This is a genomic window from Pseudomonas sp. GW456-L13, assembly GCF_017350115.1.
GTDB classification, from domain to species: domain Bacteria; phylum Pseudomonadota; class Gammaproteobacteria; order Pseudomonadales; family Pseudomonadaceae; genus Aquipseudomonas; species Aquipseudomonas jessenii.
The window spans coordinates 1,419,162-1,442,773 of the sequence record NZ_JACNAS010000002.1 but is presented as its reverse complement, the minus strand read 5'-3'; the positions used below and the strand labels follow the sequence as shown (position 1 = coordinate 1,442,773).

At 59.4% G+C, this 23,612-nt stretch carries 21 protein-coding genes; 18 read left to right on the top strand and 3 right to left on the bottom strand.

Going from position 1 to position 23,612, the window contains the following annotated elements; all coding sequences use genetic code 11:
- The first annotated feature begins 6 nt into the window (after nt 1-6).
- The 7 genes from J4D25_RS20600 (at nt 7) to J4D25_RS20570 (ending at nt 10,711) form a co-directional block, all read left to right on the top strand.
- The gene (locus J4D25_RS20600; protein ID WP_057713341.1) at nt 7-636 is read left to right on the top strand and encodes a LysE family translocator; all 630 of its coding nucleotides are present in this window, start codon (nt 7-9) and stop codon (nt 634-636) included.
- A gap of 270 nt (nt 637-906) precedes the next feature.
- Nucleotides 907-2,589 (top strand): fatty acid--CoA ligase, encoded by a 1,683-nt coding sequence (locus J4D25_RS20595; protein ID WP_057713342.1) that lies wholly within the window; start codon nt 907-909, stop codon nt 2,587-2,589.
- Between the two features lie 339 nt (nt 2,590-2,928).
- Nucleotides 2,929-4,833 carry a DUF1302 domain-containing protein gene (locus J4D25_RS20590; protein ID WP_057713343.1) on the top strand — a complete coding sequence of 635 codons (1,905 nt, stop codon included), beginning with the start codon at nt 2,929-2,931 and terminating at the stop codon, nt 4,831-4,833.
- Nucleotides 4,834-4,861: 28 nt separating this feature from the next.
- Complete coding sequence (locus J4D25_RS20585; protein ID WP_057713344.1) at nt 4,862-6,226, top strand: DUF1329 domain-containing protein; 1,365 nt, start codon at nt 4,862-4,864, stop codon at nt 6,224-6,226.
- Between the two features lie 175 nt (nt 6,227-6,401).
- On the top strand, nt 6,402-9,140 hold the full coding sequence (locus tag J4D25_RS20580; RefSeq protein ID WP_057713345.1) for a LuxR C-terminal-related transcriptional regulator: 2,739 nt from the start codon (nt 6,402-6,404) through the stop codon (nt 9,138-9,140).
- Between the two features lie 90 nt (nt 9,141-9,230).
- Complete coding sequence (locus J4D25_RS20575; protein WP_057713346.1) at nt 9,231-9,872, top strand: MBL fold metallo-hydrolase; 642 nt, start codon at nt 9,231-9,233, stop codon at nt 9,870-9,872.
- Nucleotides 9,873-9,976: 104 nt separating this feature from the next.
- On the top strand, nt 9,977-10,711 hold the full coding sequence (locus tag J4D25_RS20570; protein WP_057713347.1) for an OmpA family protein: 735 nt from the start codon (nt 9,977-9,979) through the stop codon (nt 10,709-10,711).
- A 275-nt stretch (nt 10,712-10,986) separates the two neighbouring features.
- Here J4D25_RS20570 and J4D25_RS20565 read toward each other — a convergent pair whose 3' ends face one another.
- Nucleotides 10,987-11,421 (bottom strand): YhcB family protein, encoded by a 435-nt coding sequence (locus J4D25_RS20565; RefSeq protein ID WP_008045970.1) that lies wholly within the window; start codon nt 11,419-11,421, stop codon nt 10,987-10,989.
- Nucleotides 11,422-11,565: 144 nt separating this feature from the next.
- Here J4D25_RS20565 and J4D25_RS20560 point away from each other — a divergent pair, with 144 nt between their 5' ends.
- The 3 genes from J4D25_RS20560 to zapE all read left to right on the top strand — a co-directional run bounded on the left by J4D25_RS20560 (nt 11,566) and on the right by zapE (nt 14,760).
- Entirely contained in the window at nt 11,566-12,195 is a 630-nt protein-coding gene (locus J4D25_RS20560) for an alpha/beta hydrolase (protein ID WP_057713348.1), read from the top strand.
- 24 nt (nt 12,196-12,219) lie between these two features.
- Nucleotides 12,220-13,575, top strand: a complete 1,356-nt coding sequence (locus tag J4D25_RS20555; RefSeq protein ID WP_057713349.1) for a tryptophan--tRNA ligase — start codon at nt 12,220-12,222, stop codon at nt 13,573-13,575.
- Nucleotides 13,576-13,665: 90 nt separating this feature from the next.
- Nucleotides 13,666-14,760, top strand: coding sequence for a cell division protein ZapE (gene zapE / locus J4D25_RS20550; RefSeq protein ID WP_007998226.1), 1,095 nt, complete (start codon nt 13,666-13,668; stop codon nt 14,758-14,760).
- Nucleotides 14,761-14,954: 194 nt separating this feature from the next.
- Here the strand turns inward: zapE and J4D25_RS20545 are convergent, their stop codons facing one another.
- The gene (locus tag J4D25_RS20545; RefSeq protein ID WP_174245557.1) at nt 14,955-15,875 is read right to left on the bottom strand and encodes a GlxA family transcriptional regulator; all 921 of its coding nucleotides are present in this window, start codon (nt 15,873-15,875) and stop codon (nt 14,955-14,957) included.
- A gap of 221 nt (nt 15,876-16,096) precedes the next feature.
- Here J4D25_RS20545 and J4D25_RS20540 point away from each other — a divergent pair, with 221 nt between their 5' ends.
- Nucleotides 16,097-17,233, top strand: coding sequence for an acyl-CoA dehydrogenase family protein (locus J4D25_RS20540; protein WP_057713351.1), 1,137 nt, complete (start codon nt 16,097-16,099; stop codon nt 17,231-17,233).
- 101 nt (nt 17,234-17,334) lie between these two features.
- On the opposite strand, the gene J4D25_RS20535 is transcribed toward J4D25_RS20540, so the two are convergent.
- Complete coding sequence (locus J4D25_RS20535; protein ID WP_057713352.1) at nt 17,335-18,375, bottom strand: NADP(H)-dependent aldo-keto reductase; 1,041 nt, start codon at nt 18,373-18,375, stop codon at nt 17,335-17,337.
- Nucleotides 18,376-18,620: 245 nt separating this feature from the next.
- Here J4D25_RS20535 and rplM point away from each other — a divergent pair, with 245 nt between their 5' ends.
- The 7 genes from rplM to J4D25_RS20500 all read left to right on the top strand — a co-directional run bounded on the left by rplM (nt 18,621) and on the right by J4D25_RS20500 (nt 23,509).
- Nucleotides 18,621-19,049, top strand: coding sequence for a 50S ribosomal protein L13 (gene rplM / locus J4D25_RS20530; RefSeq protein WP_007917032.1), 429 nt, complete (start codon nt 18,621-18,623; stop codon nt 19,047-19,049).
- 14 nt (nt 19,050-19,063) lie between these two features.
- A complete protein-coding gene (gene rpsI / locus J4D25_RS20525; protein ID WP_003228056.1) occupies nt 19,064-19,456 on the top strand; it encodes a 30S ribosomal protein S9 in 393 nt (130 codons plus the stop codon).
- Between the two features lie 268 nt (nt 19,457-19,724).
- Nucleotides 19,725-20,318: a ubiquinol-cytochrome c reductase iron-sulfur subunit gene (gene petA / locus J4D25_RS20520; protein WP_057713353.1), complete on the top strand. Its 594-nt coding sequence runs from the start codon at nt 19,725-19,727 to the stop codon at nt 20,316-20,318.
- A complete protein-coding gene (locus tag J4D25_RS20515; protein WP_034149536.1) occupies nt 20,318-21,529 on the top strand; it encodes a cytochrome bc complex cytochrome b subunit in 1,212 nt (403 codons plus the stop codon). The genes petA and J4D25_RS20515 overlap by 1 nt, the downstream gene beginning before the upstream one ends.
- Nucleotides 21,529-22,311, top strand: coding sequence for a cytochrome c1 (locus J4D25_RS20510; RefSeq protein WP_057713354.1), 783 nt, complete (start codon nt 21,529-21,531; stop codon nt 22,309-22,311). The genes J4D25_RS20515 and J4D25_RS20510 overlap by 1 nt, the downstream gene beginning before the upstream one ends.
- A 150-nt stretch (nt 22,312-22,461) precedes the next feature.
- Nucleotides 22,462-23,079: a glutathione S-transferase N-terminal domain-containing protein gene (locus tag J4D25_RS20505; protein WP_007989864.1), complete on the top strand. Its 618-nt coding sequence runs from the start codon at nt 22,462-22,464 to the stop codon at nt 23,077-23,079.
- A 16-nt stretch (nt 23,080-23,095) separates the two neighbouring features.
- Entirely contained in the window at nt 23,096-23,509 is a 414-nt protein-coding gene (locus J4D25_RS20500) for a ClpXP protease specificity-enhancing factor (RefSeq protein WP_007998247.1), read from the top strand.
- Nucleotides 23,510-23,612: the final 103 nt, after the last annotated feature.

Genomic DNA, 23,612 nt, shown 5'->3' with positions numbered 1-23,612 from the left:
CCCCCAATGTACTGGACAGAGTTCTTGACCGTTGCCCTGATTCACCTGCTGGCCGTGGCCAGCCCTGGCCCGGACTTTGCCGTGGTGGTGCGCGAGAGTGTTACCCACGGTCGTCGCGCGGGCACCTGGACTGCGCTGGGCGTGGGCACGGCGATTTTCCTGCACGTGGGTTACTCGCTGTTGGGTATCGGCCTGATCGTGTCCCAGTCGATCGTGCTGTTCAATGCCTTGAAATGGGCCGCCGCCGCTTACCTGCTGTACATCGGTTACAAGGCGCTGCGCGCGCAACCGGCCAAGTCTGTGGCTGACGACCTGCACAAGGAAGCCGGCGAGCGCACCGCCCGTGGTGCCTTCACTTCGGGTTTCGTCACCAACGGTCTCAATCCGAAAGCCACGCTGTTCTTCCTCTCGCTGTTCACTGTGGTAATCAACCCGCACACGCCGCTGGCCGTGCAGGCCGGGTACGGGGTTTACCTGGCGGTGGCGACAGCGACCTGGTTCTGCCTGGTGGCGATGTTGTTCAGCCAGCAGCGCGTACGCGCCGGTTTCGCCCGCATGGGCCACTGGTTCGACCGGACCATGGGCGCGGTGCTGATCGCGATTGGCGTGAAGCTCGCTTTTACCGAGATGCACTGATCAGATATCTATCCCTGTAGGAGCTCGCTCGCGATGCGCGTCAACGATAACGCTTGATATCTGACCCCCCCGCGGTAATCCCGGGTTCATCGCGAGCAATCGAGCGTCGACCGGCTGCTCCTACAGATGATCAAACCTTGCAAATGATGGCGCAACGCTATCATTCATGGGGTTCTGCAAATCATTCCTTTGGCTGATTTGGCTGACGTTCAAGGGCACTACAGTGCGTACTTTCAGTCACGACCGTGCAGTCAGATTAAAGGGATTATTATGTTGAAGACTCGCGTTATCCCCCCGGCCGAAGGCGCTTACCAGTACCCGCTGTTGATCAAACGGCTGCTGATGTCCGGTGCCCGTTATGAGAAAACCCGCGAGATCATCTACCGCGACAAGTTGCGCTATAGCTACCCGACCCTGATCGAACGGGTAGCCCGCCTGGCCAACGTGCTGACAGCGGCCGGAGTCAAGCCCGGGGATGCCGTGGGTGTGATGGACTGGGACAGCCATCGTTACCTGGAATGCATGTTCGCCATCCCGATGATCGGTGCGGTGATCCACACCATCAACGTGCGCCTGTCGCCGGAACAGATCCTCTACACCATGAACCACGCCGAGGACCGCTTTGTGCTGGTCAACAGCGAGTTCGTCGGTCTCTACAAGGCCATCGAGGGGCAACTGACCACGGTCGACAAAACCCTGCTGTTGACTGACCTGCCGGAAAAAACCGCGGACCTGCCGAATCTCGTCGGCGAATACGAGCAACTGCTGGCCGCGGCGAGCCCGCAATACGACTTCGAGGATTTCGACGAAAACTCGGTCGCGACCACGTTCTATACCACCGGCACCACCGGCAACCCCAAGGGCGTGTACTTCACCCATCGGCAACTGGTGCTGCACACCATGGGCGTGTCGACCATCATGGGCGCGATCGATAGCGTGCGCCTGCTGGGCACCAACGACGTGTACATGCCGATCACCCCGATGTTCCACGTGCACGCCTGGGGCTTGCCGTATGTGGCGACCATGCTCGGGCTCAAGCAGGTGTATCCCGGCCGCTATGATCCGGAGTACCTGGTGGAGTTGTGGCGCAAGGAAAAGGTCACGTTCTCTCATTGCGTACCGACCATTTTGCAGATGGTCCTCAATGCCAAGGCCGCGCAGACCGTCGACTTCGGCGGTTGGAAAATCGTCATCGGCGGCAGCGCCCTGAACCGCACGTTGTACGAGGCGGCCAAGGCCAAAGGCATTCAGCTGACTGCCGCCTACGGCATGTCGGAAACCGGGCCACTGGTTTCGTGCGCGCACCTCAACGACGAATTGATGGCGGGTACCGAAGACGAACGCACCACTTACCGGATCAAGGCCGGCGTGCCGGGGCCACTGGTGGAGGCGGCGATCGTCGACTCCGAGGGCAACTTCCTGCCCGCCGATGGCGAGACCCAGGGCGAACTGGTGTTACGCGCGCCATGGCTGACCGAGGGGTATTTCAATGAGCCGCAGAAGGGCGCCGAGCTCTGGGCCGGAGGCTGGCTGCACACCGGTGACGTGGCGACCCTGGACAGCATGGGCGTGATCGACATTCGTGACCGGATCAAGGACGTGATCAAGACCGGTGGCGAGTGGATCTCCTCCCTGGACCTGGAAGACCTGATCAGTCGTCATGCGGCGGTACGTGAAGTAGCAGTGGTGGGGATCCCCGATCCGCAGTGGGGCGAGCGGCCGTTTGCCCTGCTGGTGCTCCGTGAGGGGCATGCAATCGGGGCGCGGGAACTCAAGGAACACCTCAAGCCGTTTGTGGAGCTGGGGCACTTGAGCAAGTGGGCGATTCCGAGCCAGATCGCCCTTGTTACTGAAATTCCCAAGACCAGTGTCGGCAAGCTCGACAAGAAGCGCATTCGTGTCGACATCAGCGAATGGCAAGCCACCAACAGCACCTTCCTCTCGACGCTTTAAGCGTCACCTGGCGTGCTCGAAAGGGCACGCCAGCCCCCACCAAGCAAGCGCTTGGCTTGTCAAAACGAAATTTTCAGCCATCCTTGCCGTGCCGACGGGTGTCGGACTGGCGAAAGGACTGTTCCAGAGTGGCTGGCAGCTGCAAATCACACTTTAGAGGGATCAAGCGCTACTACCTGCTGGCTATAGTCCACTCAAGGATTTTTAAGAACGGGGCAACCGCACGAACCGGGGCGATGCAACTTTGGAATGACTTTGGGATGCCATGGCTCCCGGTTATCCACAGCGTTTTTAGAAGTGCTCTTGCCATAAAAATAAAATGCACATGGAGTAGCGTCGATGACATCAGCAAACCAGTTCTGGCGCCGGGCGAAACTGCCCCTGGCTGTCAGTCTTGCCTCTACGCTCGCCGGGCCAGCATTCGGCGTCAGTTTCAACGTCGGTGAAATCGAAGGTCAGTTCGACTCATCCCTGTCGATCGGTGCCAGTTGGTCTACCGAAAGTGCCAACAAGAACCTCATCGGTGTCAACAACGGCGGCAAGGGTCTGTCCCAGACTTCTGATGACGGTCACCTGAACTTCAAGAGCGGGGAAACTTTCTCGAAGATCTTCAAGGGCATCCATGACCTTGAACTGAAATACGGCGATACCGGTGTTTTCGTCCGTGGCAAATACTGGTACGACTTTGAACTGAAGGACGAAAGCCGTCCGTTCAAGGACATCAGCGACGACAACCGCAAGGAAGGCGCCAAGTCTGCTGGCGGCCAGATCCTCGACGCCTTCGTCTACCACAACTACTCCATTGCCGATCAGCCAGGCTCCGTGCGTCTGGGCAAGCAGGTCGTGAGCTGGGGGGAAAGTACATTCATCGGTGGCGGCATCAACTCGATCAACCCGATCGACGTGTCCGCGTTCCGCCGTCCGGGGGCCGAGATCAAGGAAGGCCTGATCCCGGTCAACATGTTCTATGTGTCCCAGAGCCTGACCGAAAACCTCTCGGCCGAAGCGTTCTACCAAATTGAATGGGACCAGACCGTTGTCGACAACTGCGGCACGTTCTTCTCCCAGCCAGACATCGTTGCCGACGGCTGCGACGACAACCTGCGCGTACTGGCCAAGCGCTCGCAAATTCCGGCCATTGCCCTGGGGCCTTTGGCCGCCAACGGCGTCGACGTCAACAATGAGGGTGTTCTGGTGCGTCGTGGCCCCGATCGCGATGCCCGCGACAGCGGCCAGTGGGGCGCGTCCCTCAAGTACATGTTCGATCCGCTGGACACAGAGTTCGGCGCCTACTTCATGAATTACCACAGCCGTGCGCCGATCTTCAGCGCTACCGGTGCGCCGCAGTCGGTCTACAACACTGCAGCGGCCCTCCAGGGCGGCCCGTTCGCCGCACTGGCGCCATTGCTGGTGGCGGGTAATTCGCAGTACTTCATCGAATACCCGGAAGACATCCGCCTCTACGGCCTGAGCTTCTCCACCACCCTGCCTACCGGTACGGCGTGGAGCGGTGAGATCAGCTACCGTCCGAACGCTCCGGTGCAGCTCAACTCCACCGACATCCTGTTCTCCGGTGTTCGTCCTATAGGCAATAACAACCCGAACAACCCGTTGACCAATGCATCGCTGCTTACCGGCGTGCCGGGTCAGGACCTGCACGGGTATCGTCGCAAGGAAGTCACCCAGTTCCAGACCACCCTGACGCACTTCTTCGATCAGGTCATGGGCGCCAGCCGTCTGACCCTGGTGGGCGAAGTGGGCGTGACCCACGTTGGCGGCCTGGAAAGCACTTCCGACGTTCGTTATGGCCGCGATCCGGTCTACGGTCCGGGTGAATTGCCAGCCTCTGGCGCGCTCAATACCTGCGTGACACTCAACAACAGCACCATCAGCGGTGCCGGCCCGGGTACGCCGACCAACAACCGCAGCCGCAACTGCACCGACGAAGGCTTCACCACCGCGACTTCATGGGGCTACCGCGGTCGTGCCATCTGGGAATACAACGACGTGTTTGCCGGTGTGAACCTCAAGCCAAACGTAGCCTGGTCTCATGACGTGGAAGGCTACTCCCCTGGGCCTGGCGGCAACTTCGAGGAAGGCCGCAAGGCGGTGAGCCTGGGTGTCGACGCCGAGTACCAGAACACCTACACCGCGAGCCTGGCCTACACCAACTTCTTCGACGGCAGGTACACCACCGTGGATGACCGCGACTTCGTTGCGCTCAGCCTCGGCGTGAACTTCTAAGCACTGAATTTTCAGGACGAACGAACATATGAAAATAACAAAGAGTCTGTTCCACGCCGGTGTTCTGGGGCTTTCACTGCTGGCGACCAGCGTCATCGCAGCGGTTCCCCAGGCCGAAGCCGACAAACTGGGCAAGAGCCTGACCCCGATGGGCGCTGAAATGGCGGGTAACGCCGACGGTTCGATTCCGACCTGGAAACCGTTGCCGAAGAACGCCGGAGCGGTCGACAGCAAGGGCTTCCTGTCCGATCCGTACCCGGGTGAAAAACCGCTGTTCACCATCACGGCGCAGAACGTCGACCAGTACAAGGAAAAGCTTGCCCCGGGTCAGTACGCGATGTTCAAGCGCTACCCGGAAACCTTCAAGATGCCGGTCTATCCGTCCCACCGCGGTGCCACCGTGCCGGATGAGGTGTTCGCCTCCATCAAGAAGAACGCCACCAACACCAAGCTGGTGTCCGGCGGCAACGGCCTGGAGAACTTTGAAACCGCCATTCCGTTCCCGATCCCGAAAAGCGGCGTTGAAGTCATCTGGAACCACATCACCCGCTATCGCGGGGGCAGCGTGACCCGTCTGGTAACCCAGGCCACGCCACAGCCGAACGGCTCGTTCAGCCTGGTGTACTTCCAGGACCAGTTCGTGTTCCGCGACAAGATGAAGGACTACGATCCGGCGAACCCGGGCAACATCCTGTTCTACTTCAAGCAGAAAGTGACCGCGCCGGCGCGTCTGGCCGGTGGTGTACTGCTGGTTCACGAAACCCTCGACCAGGTCAAGGAGCCGCGCTCGGCATGGGTCTACAACGCCGGCCAGCGTCGTGTGCGCCGTGCGCCGCAAGTGTCCTATGACGGCCCGGGTACCGCAGCCGATGGCCTGCGTACCTCCGACAACCTGGACATGTACAACGGTGCACCGGATCGTTACGACTGGAAGCTCGAAGGCAAGAAAGAGATGTACATCGCTTCCGATGCCTACAAGCTCGACGATCCGAAGCTCAAGTACACCGACATCATCAAGGCCGGTCACATCAACCAGGACCTGGCTCGTTACGAATTGCGTCGTGTGTGGCATGTAGTTGCCACCCTGAAGGAAGGTCAGCGTCACATCTACGCCAAGCGTGACTTCTACATTGACGAAGACACCTGGCAGGCAGCGGTCATCGACCATTACGACGGTCGCGGTCAACTGTGGCGCGTCGCCGAGGCCCATGCCGAGAACTACTACGACAAGCAAGTGCCGTGGTATGCCCTTGAAACCCTGTACGACCTGCAATCGGGTCGTTACCTGGCGCTGGGCATGAAGAACGAAGAGAAGTCGGCTTATGACTTCGGCTTCACTGCCACCACCAGCGACTTCACCCCGGCCGCCTTGCGTCAGGATGGTGTTCGCTAAAGTGAACTGAGTAGAGGCCGCACCCTCTGAAAACGCCCCGACTGGTTCGGGGCGTTTTTTTTGCTTGTAGACTTTTTGTAGCCATTTGTAGCAATTACCTTCATTCCCTATCCGTTTACGGCTAGTCTGCGGACATCTGCAACGCCGCCACCCGCAATTCAAACAAGAGCCGGCTATGACTGATTTGTCTACATCCCCAGGTTCTGCAAACGTTGCTGTCGCGACACTCGACGGGCGCTTCTTCCGCCCGCCGTTGCCCGACGGCCATGTGCTGCGTCCACGTTTGTGCGAGCGCCTGAGTGCCGGGCTCGGTGGCAGGTTATTGCTGGTCAGCGCACCGGCAGGGTTCGGCAAGAGTTCGTTGGCGGTGGAGTTTTGTCAGGGGTTGCCGGCGCACTGGCAAAGTCTCTGGCTGGGTTTGAGCCCGCGAGACAGTGACCCGGGACGTTTTCTCGAGCGCCTGCTGGAAGGCCTCCAGGACTACTTCCCGCACCTGGGCAGGCAATCGCTCGGGCTGTTGAAAATGCGCCAGCGCCATCAGCCTTTCGCATTCGAAGAATGGCTGGATGGCCTGCTCGACGAATTGGCCGAGCACTTGTCTACCGCGACGCCATTGCTGCTGGTGCTGGATGATTACCATCTGGCCCAGGGGCCGGTACTGGACCGTTGCCTGCAATTTTTCCTCAATCATCTCCCTGATGGCTTGCTAGTGATGGTCACCAGTCGCCAACGTCCCGACTGGCATCTGGCGCGGCTGCGGCTGTCGCGACAACTGCTTGAATTGCATGAACAGGATCTGCGCCTGACCCACGACGAGGCCTTGAGCCTGCTCGACCGGCACAGCAGTTCCTTGCGCGGTGAAGCGCTGGAAAACCTGATCCAGCGCAGCGAAGGTTGGGTCGCGGGGTTGCGTTTCTGGCTGCTGGCCGCCTCGGAGGCGGGTACCGACGGCGCGCTGCCGCAATCCTTGCACGGCGGGGAAGGGCTGATCCGCGATTACCTGCTCGAAGAGGTCATCGATTGCCTGCCCGCCGAGGTCCAGTCGTTCCTCTACGACACGGCGCCCCAGGAACGTTTTTGCAGCGAACTGTGCGACGCTGTTCGCGACGCCCATGACAGCGGGGAAATCCTGCGCTTCCTGCTCGCCCACCAGGTGTTCCTGGTGCCGCTGGACGAGCACGGCCACTGGTATCGTTACCACCACCTGTTTTCCGATCTGTTGCGCACGCGCCCGACTTCCCAGTCGATGGTGCCGGCCGCCAGCCTGCACCTGCGTGCCTGCCGCTGGTTCAATGCCCAAGGACTGCTCGATGAGGCCGTGGAGCAGGCCTTGCGCGCCGGTCACCTGGACGTCGCGGCGAACCTGGTGCAGAACCTCTCCGAAGAGCAGCTGCTGGCCGAGCAGAATGTCGGCATGTTGCTGCGCTGGAAAATGGACTTGCCTGACAGCTTGCTGATCAGCACGCCGCGGCTGATCGTGCTTTATAGCTGGGCGTTGGGGATGGCTTGCCAACTGGATGCCGCCGAAGAGCTGGCCAGCCATTTGAGCCGTTTCCTGCCTGCTCCGTCGGCCACCGCACAGAAGTCGATGCTCGCGCAATGGCTGGCGTTGAGCGGCATCATTGCCCGTGGACGCGGCAACCGCGAACTGACGCTGCGGTACTGCCGCGAAGCGTTGGAAAGTCTTCCGTCCAAGCGTTACGGCCAGCGCCTGATGTGCCTTTCGACCCTGTCCAACCTCGCCATTGCCGACGGCGATTTGTGGCGGGCACGGGGATTGAACCGCGAATCGCTGGAGTTGGCGCAACGGGTCGGGAACCCCTTGTTCGAAGCACTGGCGCACTACGACCGCGCCCGGGTGTTGCAAGCACGCGGGGAAATCTGTCGGGCGCTGGAAGAAGTCCGTCAGGGAATGCAGCGCCTGCAGAGCTTGCCTGCGCAACGGCTATATGCAGTTCGCGCCCGGCTGACCTTGTACGAGGGCTTTTTGCTGGCCCTGCGCATGCAGCCGCAATTGGCGCGGGTGCGATTGCAGGCCGGTTTGAGCGAGGCGCGCGCCTGCCGTGACATCAGCGTGCTGATCGGCCACTGCGTGATTGCCAGGCTGGAAGGCAGCAGTGGCGAGTTCGCCAAGGCCTTTGCCGAACTTGCCGAAGCCGAACGGCTCATGCACATCTGGGATGTGCCACCGATCTACTACCTGGCCATGATCACCCTGGTCAAATGTGAACTCTGGCTGGCCCAGGGGCGCACCGATCTGGCCGAAGCCTGGCTGGCGCGTCTGGGACAGACCTATAACGGCGAAAACGCGGCGGCACCACCGGAGTTCCACCCGCAATTGCCGCTGCATATCGAATTGCAACAAGCCTTGCTCGACGTCATCCAGGGCCAACCGATGCTGGCCGAAGGGCGTTTGAATGCACTGCTCGAACATGGCCAGCAAAGCGGTCGGCAGATGCTCAGCGCCATGGCGCTGACCCAGAAAGTGGCGTTGTTGCTGGGTAGTGGACGGGAACCGGAAGCACGCAAGGCGCTGGCCCAGGCGCTGGACGCCGCCGGCGGAGGGGTGCTGCAACCCTTCGAGGGCTTGTTGGCCGAGCACCCGGACTGGCTGCGTGGGCAGCTTCAAAGCTGTCCGCCAACCCCCGTTTCCCTGAGCCTCAGTGAAAAACTGCCGGCATTGGCTGCCCGTCCCGGGCTGGAGTCCTGTGCAGCCGCGGAGCAACTCAGCACCCGGGAAATGGCGGTCCTGCGATTGATCGCCCGGGGCTGTTCGAACCAGGAAATCAGCGATCAGCTGTTTATTTCCCTGCACACGGTCAAGACCCACGCCAGCCATATCAATAGCAAGCTCGGGGTCGAGCGACGTACGCAGGCGGTGGCGCGAGCCAAGGAATTGGGGGTACTGGGTTAAGGATTTTTCACGTTACACATCGCGGCCATTGGCTGGATACTCAATTGTGAGAAAATCACTCATCCCCCGTTTATCGAGCAGGCCCCGCCGATGTCCCAGCAACCCACCCTCATTCGCGAAACCTTCCCCGTCGGCCCGTTGCAGTGCAACTGCACGATCATCGGCGATCCGGTAACGAAAAAGGCCATCGTCGTCGATCCGGGTGGCAATCATGAGCTGATCCTGGCGCGTCTCGATGCCCTTGGGCTGAAAGTGGTCAGCATCATTCACACCCACGCCCACCTCGATCATTTCCTGGCTTCCGGTCAACTCAAGGAGAAAACCGGCGCGACGCTGCATCTGCACAAGGAAGACCAGTTTCTCTGGGACAACCTGGAAATGCAGTGCCAGATGTTCGGCGTTCCTTATACCCCGGTGCCGTCCCCGGATCGCTGGCTGGCCGATGATGAAGAACTGGCCTGCGGTTGCGGCGTGGCGCTGCACACGCCAGGTCATACGCCGGGCTCCATGAGCTTCTGGTTTTCCGAGGCCAAGCTGCTGATTGCCGGAGATACCCTGTTTCGTCGCGGCGTCGGACGCACGGATTTGTGGGGTGGCGACCAGGCGACCATCGTGCGCTCGATCAAGCAGCGGTTGTACACCCTCGACGAAGACGCAACCGTGGTGACCGGGCATGGTCCGGACACCCGTCTGGGCGATGAAATGCGCGAAAACCCCTTTGTTCGGGGCTGATTTGTAACATTCGGAATTTTTACCCGTTAACATGATCCAACGCCCGCAAAGGCTGATGCCTTGGTCCGTTGCACCACAGAATGCAAAAAAAGTAGGAGCTTTACATGTTCACCATGCGTCGTTTGATGATTGTCGCTACTGCCGTGGCCGTACTGTCCGGCTGTGCCTCGCCCAACCCTTATGACGGTCAGCCGCAGGGTCAGGCGGATGGCAGCTCCCAAGGCATGAGCAAAACCGCGAAATACGGTGGCCTCGGCGCTCTGGCCGGTGCGCTGGCCGGTGCTGCGATCAACCACGATAACCGTGGCAAGGGCGCACTGATCGGTGCTGCGGTGGTCGGTGCTTCCGCCGCCGGTTACGGTTACTACGCCGATCAGCAAGAGAAAAAGCTGCGCGCCAGCATGGCCAACACCGGTGTTGAAGTGCAACGCCAGGGCGACCAGATCAAGCTGATCATGCCGGGCAACATCACGTTCGCTACCGATTCGGCGAACATTGCCCCAAGCTTCTATCAGCCGCTGAACAACCTGGCGGGCTCGCTCAAAGAGTTCAACCAGAACCAGATCGAGATCGTCGGCTATACCGACAGCACCGGCAGCCGCCAGCACAACATGGACCTGTCCCAGCGTCGCGCCCAGAGCGTGGCAACCTACCTGACCTCGCAAGGTGTCAGCGGTGCCAATCTGAGCGCCCGTGGCGCCGGTCCGGATAGCCCGGTTGCCAGCAACGGCGACGCCAATGGCCGGGCGCAGAACCGCCGTGTAGAGGTCAACCTCAAGGCGATTCCGGGCCAGCAGTATGGTGGTCAGCAGCAAGGTCAGGTTCAGCAGTACCCTTGATCGTCTGATTGAACCCCAGGCGTAGAAAAGCCCGCTCGATCTTCTACGGATCGGACGGGCTTTTTTTTTGTCGTCAGTTCCGGCCCCTTCGCGGGCAAGCCCGTTCCTACAGGTCATGTGTTGGATGCAGATTTTGTGTACGACATCGACCATTGTGGGAGCAGGCTTGCCCGCGAAGAGGCCAGACCAGGCAGCAGAAATCTGGAACAGACAGAAACAAAAAAGCCCCCGGACCAGTGAAAGTCCGGGGGCTTTTTGTATGGCGCGAAAGCTGATTACTTCTTCAGGCCATAATGCTCATCGAGCATGCCCGGCGAGTTCGGGGCTTTCGGTGCGTAATCGCGAGGCGGCTCCTGATCGCGCGGTGGCGTCAGGCGTTCACGGGGTGCCTGCGCCGCGTCAGCGTGCAGGGAAGCCAGCAGGCGTTGGCGAGTCTGTTCGTCCAGGGCCAGGCGGTTGGCGCCCTCGGCGAGATGGTCCTGCACTTCCTGATAGCTCTGAGTCAGTTTCTTGACCAGTGTCGCGGTGCTGTTGAAGTGGGTCACCACCTCGTTCTGATAACTGTCGAAACGTTCCTGAATATCGTCCAGCTGACGCTGCGTGCGGCTGGGCGCGGCGTTCGGTGCAACGCGAGCGATCAGGAACCCAATGGCGACACCCACAACCAGGGCAAGAGTCGGTAACAACCAAACTAAGAGCGAGTGTTCCACGAGTCCTTCCTCTATAAACGGCTTTGCTTTACGTTAACGGCTCGAACCTGCGCTGTATACCGCGATTCACTCGCAATAGACAGCCACAGACAATTTGCTAGACGAGTCGACCTGATCCGAGGTCACGGAGTTCCTTCCTTGCTTATGCGTGAAACCCCTGTAGTGATTGATGGCCCGGTGGGTCAACTGGAAGCACTGTACCTGGACAACGAGCAGGCGCGTGGCCTGGCGCTGATCTGCCATCCGAACCCGGTGCAGGGCGGCACCATGCTCAACAAAGTGGTCTCGACCCTGCAGCGCACCGCGCGTGATGCCGGTTTGATTACTTTGCGTTTCAACTACCGCGGGGTGGGTGCCAGTGAAGGTACACATGATATGGGCACCGGCGAAGTCGATGATGCCCAGGCTGTGGCCGAATGGTTTCGCGCCAGACACCCGCAATTGCCACTGACCCTGTTCGGTTTCTCCTTCGGTGGGTTTGTTGCAGCAAGTCTTGGCGGACGCCTGGAAGCGAAGGGCGAACCGCTCAAACATCTATTCATGGTCGCACCGGCGGTCATGCGCCTGAGCGCTCAGGACTCACTGCCACAGCAGGGCGAACTGACCCTGATCCAGCCGGAAACCGACGAAGTGATCGATCCGCAGTTGGTTTACCAATGGTCCGACACGCTTGAACGTCCCCATGAGCTGCTGAAAGTGGCAGAATGCGGACACTTTTTTCATGGCAAGCTGACCGATCTCAAGGATCTGATCCTGCCGCGTCTCTCGAATTGATTGCAGTCTGACAAGCGATTACCCATGACGACTCGTACCCGTATCCTCACCGGCATCACCACCACCGGCACGCCGCACCTGGGCAACTACGCTGGTGCCATCCGCCCGGCGATCCTGGCCAGCCGTGACAGCAATGCCGACTCGTTCTACTTTTTGGCGGATTACCACGCCCTGATCAAGTGCGATGACCCGCTGCGCATCCAGCGCTCGCGTCTGGAAATCGCTGCGACCTGGCTGGCCGGTGGCCTGAATGTCGACCGCGTGACCTTCTACCGCCAGTCCGACATCCCGGAAATCCCCGAACTGACCTGGCTGCTGACCTGCGTCGCCGCCAAGGGCCTGCTCAACCGCGCCCACGCCTACAAGGCTTCGGTGGACAAGAACGTCGAGACCGGCGAGGACCCGGATGCAGGCATCACCATGGGCCTTTACAGCTACCCGGTGCTGATGGCCGCGGACATCCTGATGTTCAATGCGCACAAGGTGCCGGTCGGTCGTGACCAGATCCAGCACGTGGAAATGGCGCGGGACATCGGCCAGCGCTTCAACCATCTTTTTGGCCAGGGCAAAGAGTTCTTCACCATGCCCGAGGCGTTGATCGAAGAGAGCGTCGCCACGTTGCCGGGCCTGGATGGCCGCAAGATGTCGAAGAGCTACGACAACACCATTCCGCTGTTCAGCAGTGCCAAAGAGATGAAGGACGCGATTTCGCGGATCGTCACCGACTCCCGCGCACCGGGCGAAGCCAAGGATCCGGACAACTCGCACCTGCTCACCCTGTTCCAGGCGTTCGCCACCCCGGCGCAAGCCGACGAGTTCCGCAGCGAACTGTTGCAGGGCCTGGGTTGGGGCGAGGCGAAGAATCGTCTGTTCCAGTTGCTCGACAACGAACTGGGCGAATCCCGCGAGCGTTACAACCAGCTGATCGAGCGCCCGGCGGATCTGGAGGACATCCTGCAACACGGCGCGAAAAAGGCCCGTGCGGTAGCGACACCCTTCCTCAACGAACTGCGTGAAGCGGTGGGCCTGCGCTCCTTCGTTGCCCAGACTCAAGTGGCGGCGACCACCAAGAAGAAAGCCGTGAAGGCTGCGCGTTTTGTCAGCTTCCGTGAAGACGACGGCAGTTTCCGCTTCCGTCTGCTGGCGGCAGATGGCGAACAACTGCTGCTGTCGCGCAACTTCGCCGACGGTAAAACCGCCGGGCAGGTGACCAAGCAACTGCAAGCGGGCCAGGCATTGGACGTGCGCAGTGAAGACCTGGGCTTCAGTGTCTGGCTGGAAGGCGAGTGCGTTGCCGACAGCCCGGCGTTTGCCGACAGCGCCGCCCGTGACGCTGCCATCGAAGCCTTGCGCATTGCCCTGACGCCGGTTCAGGAATAAACAACGGTTCGGCCCGACCAAGGGCCGATTGCCATTCCTCGGGGTCGTCGCTACAGTGTCGGCCCGTTTTTGTTGCCTTGCTAACGAATTATGACGCCCCTAGAACGATATCAAGCTGATCTGAAACGCCCGGAATTCTTCCATGACGCCGCGCAGGAAACTGCCGTGCGTCATTTGCAGCGCCTGTACGACGACCTGGTCGCGGCCGAGCAAAACAAGCCGGGCCTGCTGGGCAAGTTGTTTGGCAAGAAGGATCAGACCCCGGTCAAGGGCCTGTATTTCTGGGGCGGCGTAGGTCGCGGCAAGACTTACCTGGTGGACACCTTCTTCGAAGCGCTGCCCTTCAAGGAAAAGTCCCGCACCCACTTCCACCGATTCATGAAGCGCGTGCACGAAGAGATGAAAACCCTGGGCGGCGAGAAAAACCCGCTGACCATCATCGCCAAGCGCTTCGCCACCGAAGCCCGGGTCATCTGCTTCGATGAATTCTTCGTTTCCGACATCACCGACGCCATGATCCTCGGCACCCTGATGGAAGAACTGTTCAAGAACGGCGTAACCCTGGTCGCGACTTCGAACATCGTGCCGGATGGCCTGTACAAGGACGGCCTGCAACGCGCGCGCTTCCTGCCGGCCATTGCGCTGATCAAGCAGAATACCGAGATCGTCAACGTCGACAGCGGCGTCGACTATCGTCTGCGTCACCTCGAACAGGCCGAGCTGTTCCACTATCCACTCGACGAAGCCGCCAACGAAAGCCTGCGCAAGAGCTTCCGTGCACTGACACCGGAATGCACGGCAGCGGTCGAAAATGACGTGCTGATGATCGAAAACCGCGAAATCCGTGCCCTGCGCACCTGTGATGACGTGGCCTGGTTCAACTTCCGTGAACTGTGCGACGGCCCGCGCAGCCAGAACGATTACATCGAGCTGGGCAAGATCTTCCACGCCGTGCTGCTCAGCGATGTCGAGCAGATGAGCGTCACCACCGACGACATCGCCCGACGCTTCATCAACATGGTCGACGAGTTCTACGACCGTAACGTGAAGCTGATCATTTCTGCTGAAGTCGAGCTAAAGGATCTCTACACCGGCGGGCGCTTGAATTTCGAATTCCAGCGTACCCTCAGCCGACTGCTGGAAATGCAATCCCACGAATTCCTGTCCAGGGCGCACAAGCCGTAAGACAGTTCGGAAAATGAAAGAGGCCTGCAAATGCAGGCCTTTTTTGTGCGCGGAAGAACCTCTTTGGGCTCACCAAAGTCTGTGTGGGAGCGAGCTTGCTCGCGATGACGGCGGCACATTCAGTATTGATGTGACTGATGCGCCGCTATCGCTAGCAAGCTCGCTCCCACTGGGGGGCATTTGTATGCCTGTGATTACGCCGCCTGCTGAAACTGCTGCCGATACTGATTCGGTGACAACTCCGTGTGCTGGCGGAACAGCCGGGCGAAGAAGCTCGCATCGTCATAACCAACCTCGTAGCTGATGGTCTTGATGCTCTTGCGGCTGCCGGACAGCAAGCCCTTGGCGGTTTCGATGCGCAGGCGTTGCAGGTAATGCAGTGGCTTGTCGCCGGTGGCGGTCTGGAAGCGGCGCATGAAGTTGCGGATGCTCATGCCGTGTTCGCGGGCGACGTCCTCGAAACGGAACTTGTCGGCGAAGTGTTCTTCGAGCCAGTGCTGGATCTGCAGGATGATCACGTCCTGGTGCAGTTTCTGCCCGCCGAATCCAATCCGTCCTGGTGAATAGCTGCGCTGCACTTCATAGAGGATGTCTCGGGCTACGGCCTGGGACACGTTGGCGCCGCAGAAGCGCTCGATCAGGTAGATGTACAGGTCGCATGCCGAGGTGGTGCCGCCGGCGCAGTACAGGTTGTCGGCATCGGTCAGGTGTTTGTCCTGATTGAGCTGGACCTTGGGGAAGCGTTCGGCGAAGGCATTGAAGAAGCGCCAGTAAGTGGTCGCTTCCTTGCCATTGAGCAGCCCGGCTTCGGCCAGCCAGAAAACACCAGTGGCCTCGCCGCACAGTACGGCACCGCGTGCATGTTGCTGGCGCAGCCAGGGCAGGATTTGCGGGTAACGTTTGCTGAGGTTGTCGAAATCGTCCCAGAACGCGGGAAGAACGATGATGTCGGCGTTTTCCAGTCCGCCGTCCACCGGAATCATCACATCGCTGAAGGTGTTGACCGGCTTGCCATCGGGGCTGACCAGGCGGGTTTCGAACGCCGGTGTCAGGCCCTGGCCCAGCTGTTTGCCGTAGCGCAGGCTGGCGAGATGGAAGAAATCCTTGGCTTGCATGAGGGTGGAAGCGAAAACCCGGTCGATGGCCAGGATGCTGACGCGCCGCAGGGGCGTGGAGGCTTGGTTAGACATAATTCAACTTTATTTTTATAGGGGGAAGTGGTCACCAGACGGCTGGATCGTCTTATTTTTTGTCGGATGTGTCCAGTGTCCTGTATCGGAAGCGAGGCATAGTCTCTGAAGGTCAACTCCTTCTAAAAACAAAGAAAAGGTGCCGCATGATCCCCAGAACCCTGCTCAGTCCCGAGCACGAGCTTTTCCGCGACAGCGTGCGGACGTTTCTCGAAAAAGAGGCGGTGCCGTTCCATGGGCAATGGGAAAAACAAGGCTATATCGACCGCAAACTGTGGAACAAGGCAGGGGAGGCGGGGATGCTTTGCTCGCACTTGCCGGAAGAGTACGGCGGCCTGGGGGCGGACTTTCTCTACAGTGCGGTGGTGATCGAAGAAGTGGGGCGACTTGGCCTGACCGGCATCGGTTTTTCCTTGCACTCGGACATCGTGGCGCCCTACATCCTGCATTACGGCAGTGAGACGCTGAAGCACAAATACCTGCCGAAACTGGTGTCCGGCGAGATGGTAACCGCGATCGCCATGACTGAACCGGGCGCCGGTTCCGATCTGCAAGGGGTGAAAACCACGGCCGTGCTCGATGGCGATGAGTACGTGATCAATGGCTCCAAGACCTTTATCACCAACGGCTACCTGGCCGATCTGGTGATCGTCGTCGCCAAGACCGATCCGAAGGCTGGCGCGAAGGGCACCAGTCTGTTTCTGGTGGAGGCCAATACGCCGGGCTTCGACAAGGGCAAGCGCCTGGAGAAGGTCGGAATGAAAGCCCAGGACACCTCGGAGCTGTTCTTCCAGGACGTGCGTGTGCCCAAGGAAAACCTGCTGGGCCAGGCCGGGATGGGCTTTGCCTACCTGATGCAGGAGTTGCCCCAGGAGCGCCTCACGGTGGCCATTGGCGGGCTGGCTTCAGCCGAAGCGGCGCTGCAATGGACGCTGGACTACACCCGTGAGCGCAAGGCATTCGGCAAGTCGATCGCGGATTTCCAGAATACCCGGTTCAAGCTGGCGGAGATGGCCACGGAAATCCAGATCGGCCGGGTCTTCGTCGACCGTTGCCTGGAGCTGCACCTGCAAGGCAAGCTCGACGTGCCGACGGCGGCGATGGCCAAGTACTGGGGCACCGACCTGCAGTGCAAGGTGCTCGACGAGTGTGTGCAGTTGCACGGTGGCTACGGGTTCATGTGGGAGTACCCGATCGCGCGGGCATGGGCGGATGCACGGGTGCAGCGGATCTATGCCGGGACGAACGAGATCATGAAGGAGATTATTGCGCGGTCGCTTTGATTTGCGCTGACCGGGCGGACGCCATCGCGGGCAAGCCCGCTCCCACAGGTATCACCGAACCTGTGGGAGCGGGCTTGCCCGCGATTGGTTTTAAAGATCAATCAAGGCGCAGGATTCGGGTGATCCTTGTGAATCGCCTCGATCCCTTCCAGTACTTCCTCCGACAGCTTCAAGTCGAAACTGGCGATGTTGCTCTCCAGTTGCTCCATCGTCGTCGCGCCAATGATGTTACTGGTCACGAACGGCTGCTGCGTCACGAACGCCAGGGCCATTTGCGCCGGGTCCAGGCCGTGCTCGCGAGCCAGGGCCACGTAACGGCTGCATGCCGCTTCCGACTGCGGGTTGAAATAGCGGCTGAAGCGACTGTAGAGGCTCAGGCGACCTTTTGGCGGGCGGGCGCCACCTTCGTACTTGCCTGACAGGAAGCCGAACGCCAGCGGCGAATAGGCGAGCAGGCCGCATTGCTCGCGGATGGCGATTTCCGCCAGGCCGACTTCGAAGCTGCGGTTGAGCAGGTTGTACGGGTTCTGGATCGACACGGCGCGCGGCCAGCCACGGGCTTCGGCCAGGGCCAGGAAGCGCATGGTGCCCCATGGCGTCTCGTTGGACAGGCCGATGTGGCGGATCTTGCCGGCGCGGACCTGCTCGTCCAGCGCTTCGAGGGTGTCCTCCAGAGGCGTCAGGTTGGCTTCGATCTTGTGCTTGTAGCCCAGTTGCCCGAAGAAGTTGGTGCTGCGCTCCGGCCAGTGCAATTGGTACAGGTCGATGTAGTCGGTCTGCAGGCGCTGGAGGCTGGCATCCACCGCTTCGGTGATGTGCTGGCGGTTGTGGCGCAGGTTTTTGTCGCGGATGTAGTCGATGGTGTTGCCGGGGCCAGCGATCTTGCTGGCCAGGATCCAGTCGGCGCGATCGCCGCGGCTTTTGAAATAATTGCCGATGTAGCGTTCGGTGGTTGCGTAGGTTTCGGCCTTGGGTGGCACCGGGTACATCTCGGCGGTGTCGATGAAGTTGATCCCGGCGCTCTTGGCTCGCTCAATCTGGGCGAAGGCGTCTGCCTCGCTGTTTTGCTCGCCCCAGGTCATGGTTCCGAGGCAGAGGGCACTCACGTTCAGATTGGTTCGGCCTAGCTGGCGATAGTCCATCGGGTGCTCCTTGGGCAAAACAATCATAAAAGCAGGTTGAATTATTTTTCGCAATCTGCATAATTGCGCACCTCTTTCTGCAGTGGAAGTGATGCGCCGCCGCCGAAGAATCTTGCCGTTGAACGGACGCGCCGACCCGAGCCCCCGAAAGCGTCTGTATCCGGCTGCCTTTGACTTGTCAAAGTACGCACTATTCAGTAAGATCCGCCGTCTAATTTACAGGGCGGCCCCTGAGGCTATAAAGAATGAAAACTTTTACTGCTAAACCGGAAACAGTAAAGCGCGACTGGTTTGTCGTCGACGCTGCTGGTCAGACCCTGGGTCGTCTGGCCACCGAAATCGCGAGCCGTCTGCGTGGCAAGCACAAGCCTGAGTACACTCCTCACGTTGACACCGGCGACTACATCGTCGTAATCAACGCTGAGCAGATTCGTGTTACCGGTGCTAAAACCACTGACAAAATGTACTACTCCCACTCCGGTTTCCCGGGCGGCATCAAGTCGATCAACTTTGAAAAGCTGATCGCCAAGGCCCCTGAGCGCGTGATCGAGACCGCGGTTAAAGGCATGCTGCCTAAGAACCCACTGGGTCGCGACATGTACCGTAAGCTGAAAGTCTATGCGGGCGCTGCACACCCACATACTGCTCAGCAGCCCCAAGAACTGAAGTTTTAACGGAATAGTACATTATGTCGGCGACTCAAAATTACGGCACTGGCCGTCGCAAGACCGCAACCGCACGCGTTTTCCTGCGTCCGGGTACTGGTAACATCTCCATCAACAACCGTTCGCTGGATAACTTCTTCGGCCGCGAAACTGCCCGCATGGTAGTTCGTCAGCCGCTGGAGCTGACTGAGACCGTCGAGAAGTTCGACATCTACGTCACCGTGATCGGCGGTGGTGTGAGTGGTCAGGCTGGCGCAATCCGCCACGGCATCACTCGTGCTCTGATGGACTACGACGAGACTCTGCGCAGCGCCCTGCGTAAAGCCGGCTTCGTAACCCGCGATGCTCGTGAAGTTGAACGTAAGAAAGTCGGTCTGCGTAAAGCGCGTAAGCGTCCGCAGTACTCGAAGCGTTAATTCGCTTTCACGTTCAAAAAAGAACGCCCAGTTTCCTCACGGAGCTGGGCGTTTTTTTATGTCTGCGATTTATCAAAGAATTGCGCTGTGACAACTTGCCACATCCGCAGACACCCTATACTACAAGGCTTGGGGGTGATGGGTTCCGGTAATTACCTTGTCAGAATTGGGGCTTTTCATTACCATTCGGCAAAATTTTTATAAGTACATAGTTTTACTTAGTAGATGCCTGATTTAACAGGCCACAAAGCTGATGGGAGAGGACTGAATGAGCAATGACGGCGTGAATGCAGGCCGGCGTCGCTTCTTGGTAGCAGCCACATCCGTGGTGGGTGCTGCAGGAGCGGTGGGGGCTGCGGTCCCGTTCGTGGGGTCATGGTTTCCCAGTGCCAAGGCGAAAGCCGCAGGTGCACCGGTGAAAGTGAATGTCAGCAAAATCGAGCCAGGCCAGCAGATGATTGCTGAGTGGCGCGGCCAGCCGGTGTTCATCGTCCGCCGTACACAGGAAATCCTGGGGAATCTTAAGAAGATCGAGGGCCAGCTCGCTGACCCGGCCTCCAAGAACTCGACACAACCGACTTACGTTGATCCGGAAACCCGTTCGATCAAGCCCGAGGTCCTGCTGCTGATCGGTATCTGCACGCACCTGGGTTGCTCGCCGACCTTCCGTCCCGAAGTGGCACCTGCGGATCTGGGTAAGGACTGGGTAGGCGGCTATTTCTGCCCTTGCCACGGTTCCCACTACGATCTGGCTGGTCGCGTCTACAAGTCGCAGCCTGCGCCTTTGAACCTGCCAGTTCCCCCGCATTCCTATGAGACCGATGAAATTATTATCATTGGCGTCGATACGGAGAAAGCGTGATGAGCAAGTTCATGGATTGGGTTGATGCGCGCTTTCCCGCCACCAAGATGTGGGAAGACCATCTCAGCAAGTATTACGCTCCGAAGAACTTCAACTTCTTCTACTTCTTTGGCTCCCTGGCGCTGCTCGTTCTGGTCAACCAGATCGTTACCGGTGTCTGGCTGACCATGAGCTACACCCCGTCGGCGGAAGAGGCATTCGCCTCCGTCGAATACATCATGCGCGACGTCGAGTACGGCTCGATCCTGCGTCTGCTGCACTCCACCGGCGCTTCGGCGTTCTTCATCGTGGTCTATCTGCACATGTTCCGTGGCCTGCTCTACGGTTCGTACCAGAAGCCGCGTGAACTGGTGTGGGTCTTCGGCATGCTGATCTACCTGGCGCTGATGGCCGAAGCCTTTATGGGCTACCTGCTGCCGTGGGGCCAGATGTCCTACTGGGGTGCACAGGTGATCATCTCGCTGTTCGGTGCGATCCCGGTCATCGGCAACGACCTGACCCAGTGGATTCGTGGTGACTACCTGATTTCCGGTATTACCCTGAACCGCTTCTTCGCCTTGCACGTGGTTGCCCTGCCGATCGTTATCCTGGGTCTGGTAGTGCTGCACATCCTGGCGTTGCACGAAGTCGGTTCGAACAACCCGGACGGCGTGGACATCAAGAAGCACAAGGACGAAAACGGCATACCGCTGGACGGCATTGCCTTCCACCCGTACTACACCGTGAAAGATATCGTCGGCGTGGTGGTGTTCCTGTTCATCTTCTGCTCGATCGTGTTCTTCTTCCCGGAAATGGGCGGCTACTTCCTCGAAAAGCCGAACTTTGAAGTGGCGAACGCCTTCAAGACCCCAGAGCACATTGCTCCGGTCTGGTACTTCACTCCATTCTACGCCATCTTGCGTGCGGTTCCGGACAAGCTCCTGGGTGTGATCGCCATGGGCGCGGCCATCGCCGTGCTGTTCGTCCTGCCGTGGCTCGACCGCAGTCCGGTCAAGTCGATGCGCTACAAAGGCTGGCTGAGCAAGATCTGGCTCTGGGTGTTCTGCATTTCGTTCGTGATCCTGGGCGTGTTGGGTGTTCTGGCTCCGACTCCAGGCCGTACGCTGTTGTCGCAGGTGTGTACCTTCCTGTACTTCGCCTACTTCATTCTGATGCCGTTCTACACCAGGCTCGAGAAGACCAAACCGGTTCCGGAAAGGGTGACTGGCTGATGAAAAAACTATTTGCTGTATTGATGCTTGCTGCGCTGCCAGTGTTTGCTTTCGCAGCTGAACACGGTGGCCCCGAGCTGGAAAAAGTCGACATCGACGTTTCCGATAAAGCGGCCATGCAGGACGGCGCGCGTACCTTCGCCAACTACTGCATGGGTTGCCACAGTGCCAAGTTCCAGCGCTATGAGCGTGTTGCCGACGACCTGGGCATTCCCCATGAGTTGATGCTCGAGAAGCTGGTGTTCACTGGTGCCAAGATCGGCGATCACATGAGCATCGGCATGCAGCCAGCGGACGCCAAGGCCTGGTTTGGCGCAGCGCCGCCGGACCTGACCCTGGTTGCCCGTGTTCGCGGCACCGACTGGCTCTACGGTTACCTGAAGTCGTTCTACGAAGATCCTTCGCGCCCATGGGGTGTGAACAACAAGGTCTTCCCGAACGTGGGCATGCCTAACGTCCTGGTCGGCCTGCAGGGTCGCCAGGTGGTGGGTTGCAAACAGGTTCAGATCGTCGAAGACGGCAAGAAGCAATATGACCCTCTGACCGGTACGGCGCTGACTCATGAAGCGTGCGATCAGTTGACCATCGTGCCGAAAAGCGGTGCCCTGACTGCAGAGCAGTTCGATGAGAAGGTCAAGAATCTGGTAACCTTCCTGGCTTACTCGGCTAACCCGGTTAAGCTGCAACATCAGCGCATCGGTACATACGTATTGTTGTACCTGGCGTTCTTCTTCGTCTTCGCTTACCTGCTCAAGCGCGAATACTGGAAAGACGTGCACTGATAAAGCTTCAAGCTATTGCTGTTAATCGCGCGCGCCCAAGGGCGCCTCTGAAGATGTAGCGAAACTGGTGATCCAGTCGTTACGGGAGGCGCCCTCTGGGCGCGCTCGTTTTTCCGCTTTCGATAATTTCTACAAGCGAGGAGGATCGCCATGGGCGTGACCAATCGGTTGGCCTGTTACTCCGACCCCGCCGACCACTATTCCCACCGAGTGCGCATCGTACTGGCAGAGAAGGGTGTCAGCGCCGAGATCATTTACGTGGAGGCTGGTCGCCAGCCACCTAAACTGATTGAGGTGAACCCTTACGGCAGCTTGCCTACGCTGGTCGATCGCGACCTGGCGTTGTGGGAGTCGACTGTGGTGATGGAATATCTGGATGAGCGTTACCCGCACCCGCCGCTACTGCCGGTTTATCCCGTGGCGCGCGCCAACAGTCGCCTGCTGATGCACCGCATTCAGCGAGACTGGTGTGGTCTGGTGGACCTGATTCTGGATTCGCGGACCAAGGAAGCGGCTCGTGCCGTGGCTCGAAAAGAGTTGCGCGAAAGCCTGACGGGTGTGTCGCCACTGTTTGCCGACAAACCGTTTTTCCTCAGTGAGGAACAAAGTCTGGTGGATTGCTGCCTATTGCCAATACTCTGGCGATTGCCGATTCTGGGTATAGAACTGCCGCGGCCGGCGAAGCCGCTGCTTGATTATATGGAGCGCCAGTTTGCGCGTGAGGCTTTCCAGGCGAGTCTGTCTGGTGTCGAACGCGACATGCGCTAAGGCTTAAGGAGCCGTTATGAACTCCAGTCGACCTTATCTGGTCCGCGCGCTCTATGAGTGGATTGTGGACAACGATTGCACCCCGCACATGCTGGTCAATTCCGAGTACCCGTCGGTGCAGGTGCCTCAGGGGTTTGCCAGTGACGGACAGATCGTCCTGAACGTATCGCCACAAGCCGTGCGTCACTTGCACATGGATAACGAGGCGGTCAGTTTCGAGGGGCGCTTTGGTGGCGTACCGCACACCTTGTACGTGCCAATTGCTTCGATCCTGGGTATCTACGCCCGGGAGAATGGTCAGGGCATGGTGTTCGATCTGGAATCGCCCATGGGCGAGGACGACGAGATCGAGCCGGATGACGATCTTCCACCACCCGACAGTGAGCCACCGCGTCCAAGCGGTCGCCCGAGTTTGAAGGTGGTGAAATAAAAAAAAGGGTGATCCGCAAGGGTCACCCTTTTTTATTCCACCGCCTTCAAACGATGTAGGAGCGAGCCTGCTCGCGATGGGCGTGAGCGATGACGCGGGCTGT

Bases quoted from the DNA above. Each gene is read 5' to 3' on its own strand.
- J4D25_RS20590 (WP_057713343.1), top strand. From the start codon at position 2,929: ATGACATCAGCAAACCAGTTCTGGCGCCGGGCGAAACTGCCCCTGGCT.
- J4D25_RS20555 (WP_057713349.1), top strand. From the start codon at position 12,220: ATGACGACTCGTACCCGTATCCTCACCGGCATCACCACCACCGGCACG.
- rplM (WP_007917032.1), top strand. From the start codon at position 18,621: ATGAAAACTTTTACTGCTAAACCGGAAACAGTAAAGCGCGACTGGTTT.
- J4D25_RS20570 (WP_057713347.1), top strand. From the start codon at position 9,977: ATGTTCACCATGCGTCGTTTGATGATTGTCGCTACTGCCGTGGCCGTA.
- J4D25_RS20545 (WP_174245557.1), bottom strand. From the start codon at position 15,875: ATGCAAGCCAAGGATTTCTTCCATCTCGCCAGCCTGCGCTACGGCAAA.
- petA (WP_057713353.1), top strand. From the start codon at position 19,725: ATGAGCAATGACGGCGTGAATGCAGGCCGGCGTCGCTTCTTGGTAGCA.
- J4D25_RS20505 (WP_007989864.1), top strand. From the start codon at position 22,462: ATGGGCGTGACCAATCGGTTGGCCTGTTACTCCGACCCCGCCGACCAC.
- J4D25_RS20500 (WP_007998247.1), top strand. From the start codon at position 23,096: ATGAACTCCAGTCGACCTTATCTGGTCCGCGCGCTCTATGAGTGGATT.
- J4D25_RS20600 (WP_057713341.1), top strand. From the start codon at position 7: ATGTACTGGACAGAGTTCTTGACCGTTGCCCTGATTCACCTGCTGGCC.
- J4D25_RS20575 (WP_057713346.1), top strand. From the start codon at position 9,231: ATGTCCCAGCAACCCACCCTCATTCGCGAAACCTTCCCCGTCGGCCCG.
- J4D25_RS20595 (WP_057713342.1), top strand. From the start codon at position 907: ATGTTGAAGACTCGCGTTATCCCCCCGGCCGAAGGCGCTTACCAGTAC.
- J4D25_RS20535 (WP_057713352.1), bottom strand. From the start codon at position 18,375: ATGGACTATCGCCAGCTAGGCCGAACCAATCTGAACGTGAGTGCCCTC.
- J4D25_RS20560 (WP_057713348.1), top strand. From the start codon at position 11,566: ATGCGTGAAACCCCTGTAGTGATTGATGGCCCGGTGGGTCAACTGGAA.
- zapE (WP_007998226.1), top strand. From the start codon at position 13,666: ATGACGCCCCTAGAACGATATCAAGCTGATCTGAAACGCCCGGAATTC.
- J4D25_RS20580 (WP_057713345.1), top strand. From the start codon at position 6,402: ATGACTGATTTGTCTACATCCCCAGGTTCTGCAAACGTTGCTGTCGCG.
- J4D25_RS20515 (WP_034149536.1), top strand. From the start codon at position 20,318: ATGAGCAAGTTCATGGATTGGGTTGATGCGCGCTTTCCCGCCACCAAG.
- J4D25_RS20585 (WP_057713344.1), top strand. From the start codon at position 4,862: ATGAAAATAACAAAGAGTCTGTTCCACGCCGGTGTTCTGGGGCTTTCA.
- J4D25_RS20510 (WP_057713354.1), top strand. From the start codon at position 21,529: ATGAAAAAACTATTTGCTGTATTGATGCTTGCTGCGCTGCCAGTGTTT.
- rpsI (WP_003228056.1), top strand. From the start codon at position 19,064: ATGTCGGCGACTCAAAATTACGGCACTGGCCGTCGCAAGACCGCAACC.
- J4D25_RS20540 (WP_057713351.1), top strand. From the start codon at position 16,097: ATGATCCCCAGAACCCTGCTCAGTCCCGAGCACGAGCTTTTCCGCGAC.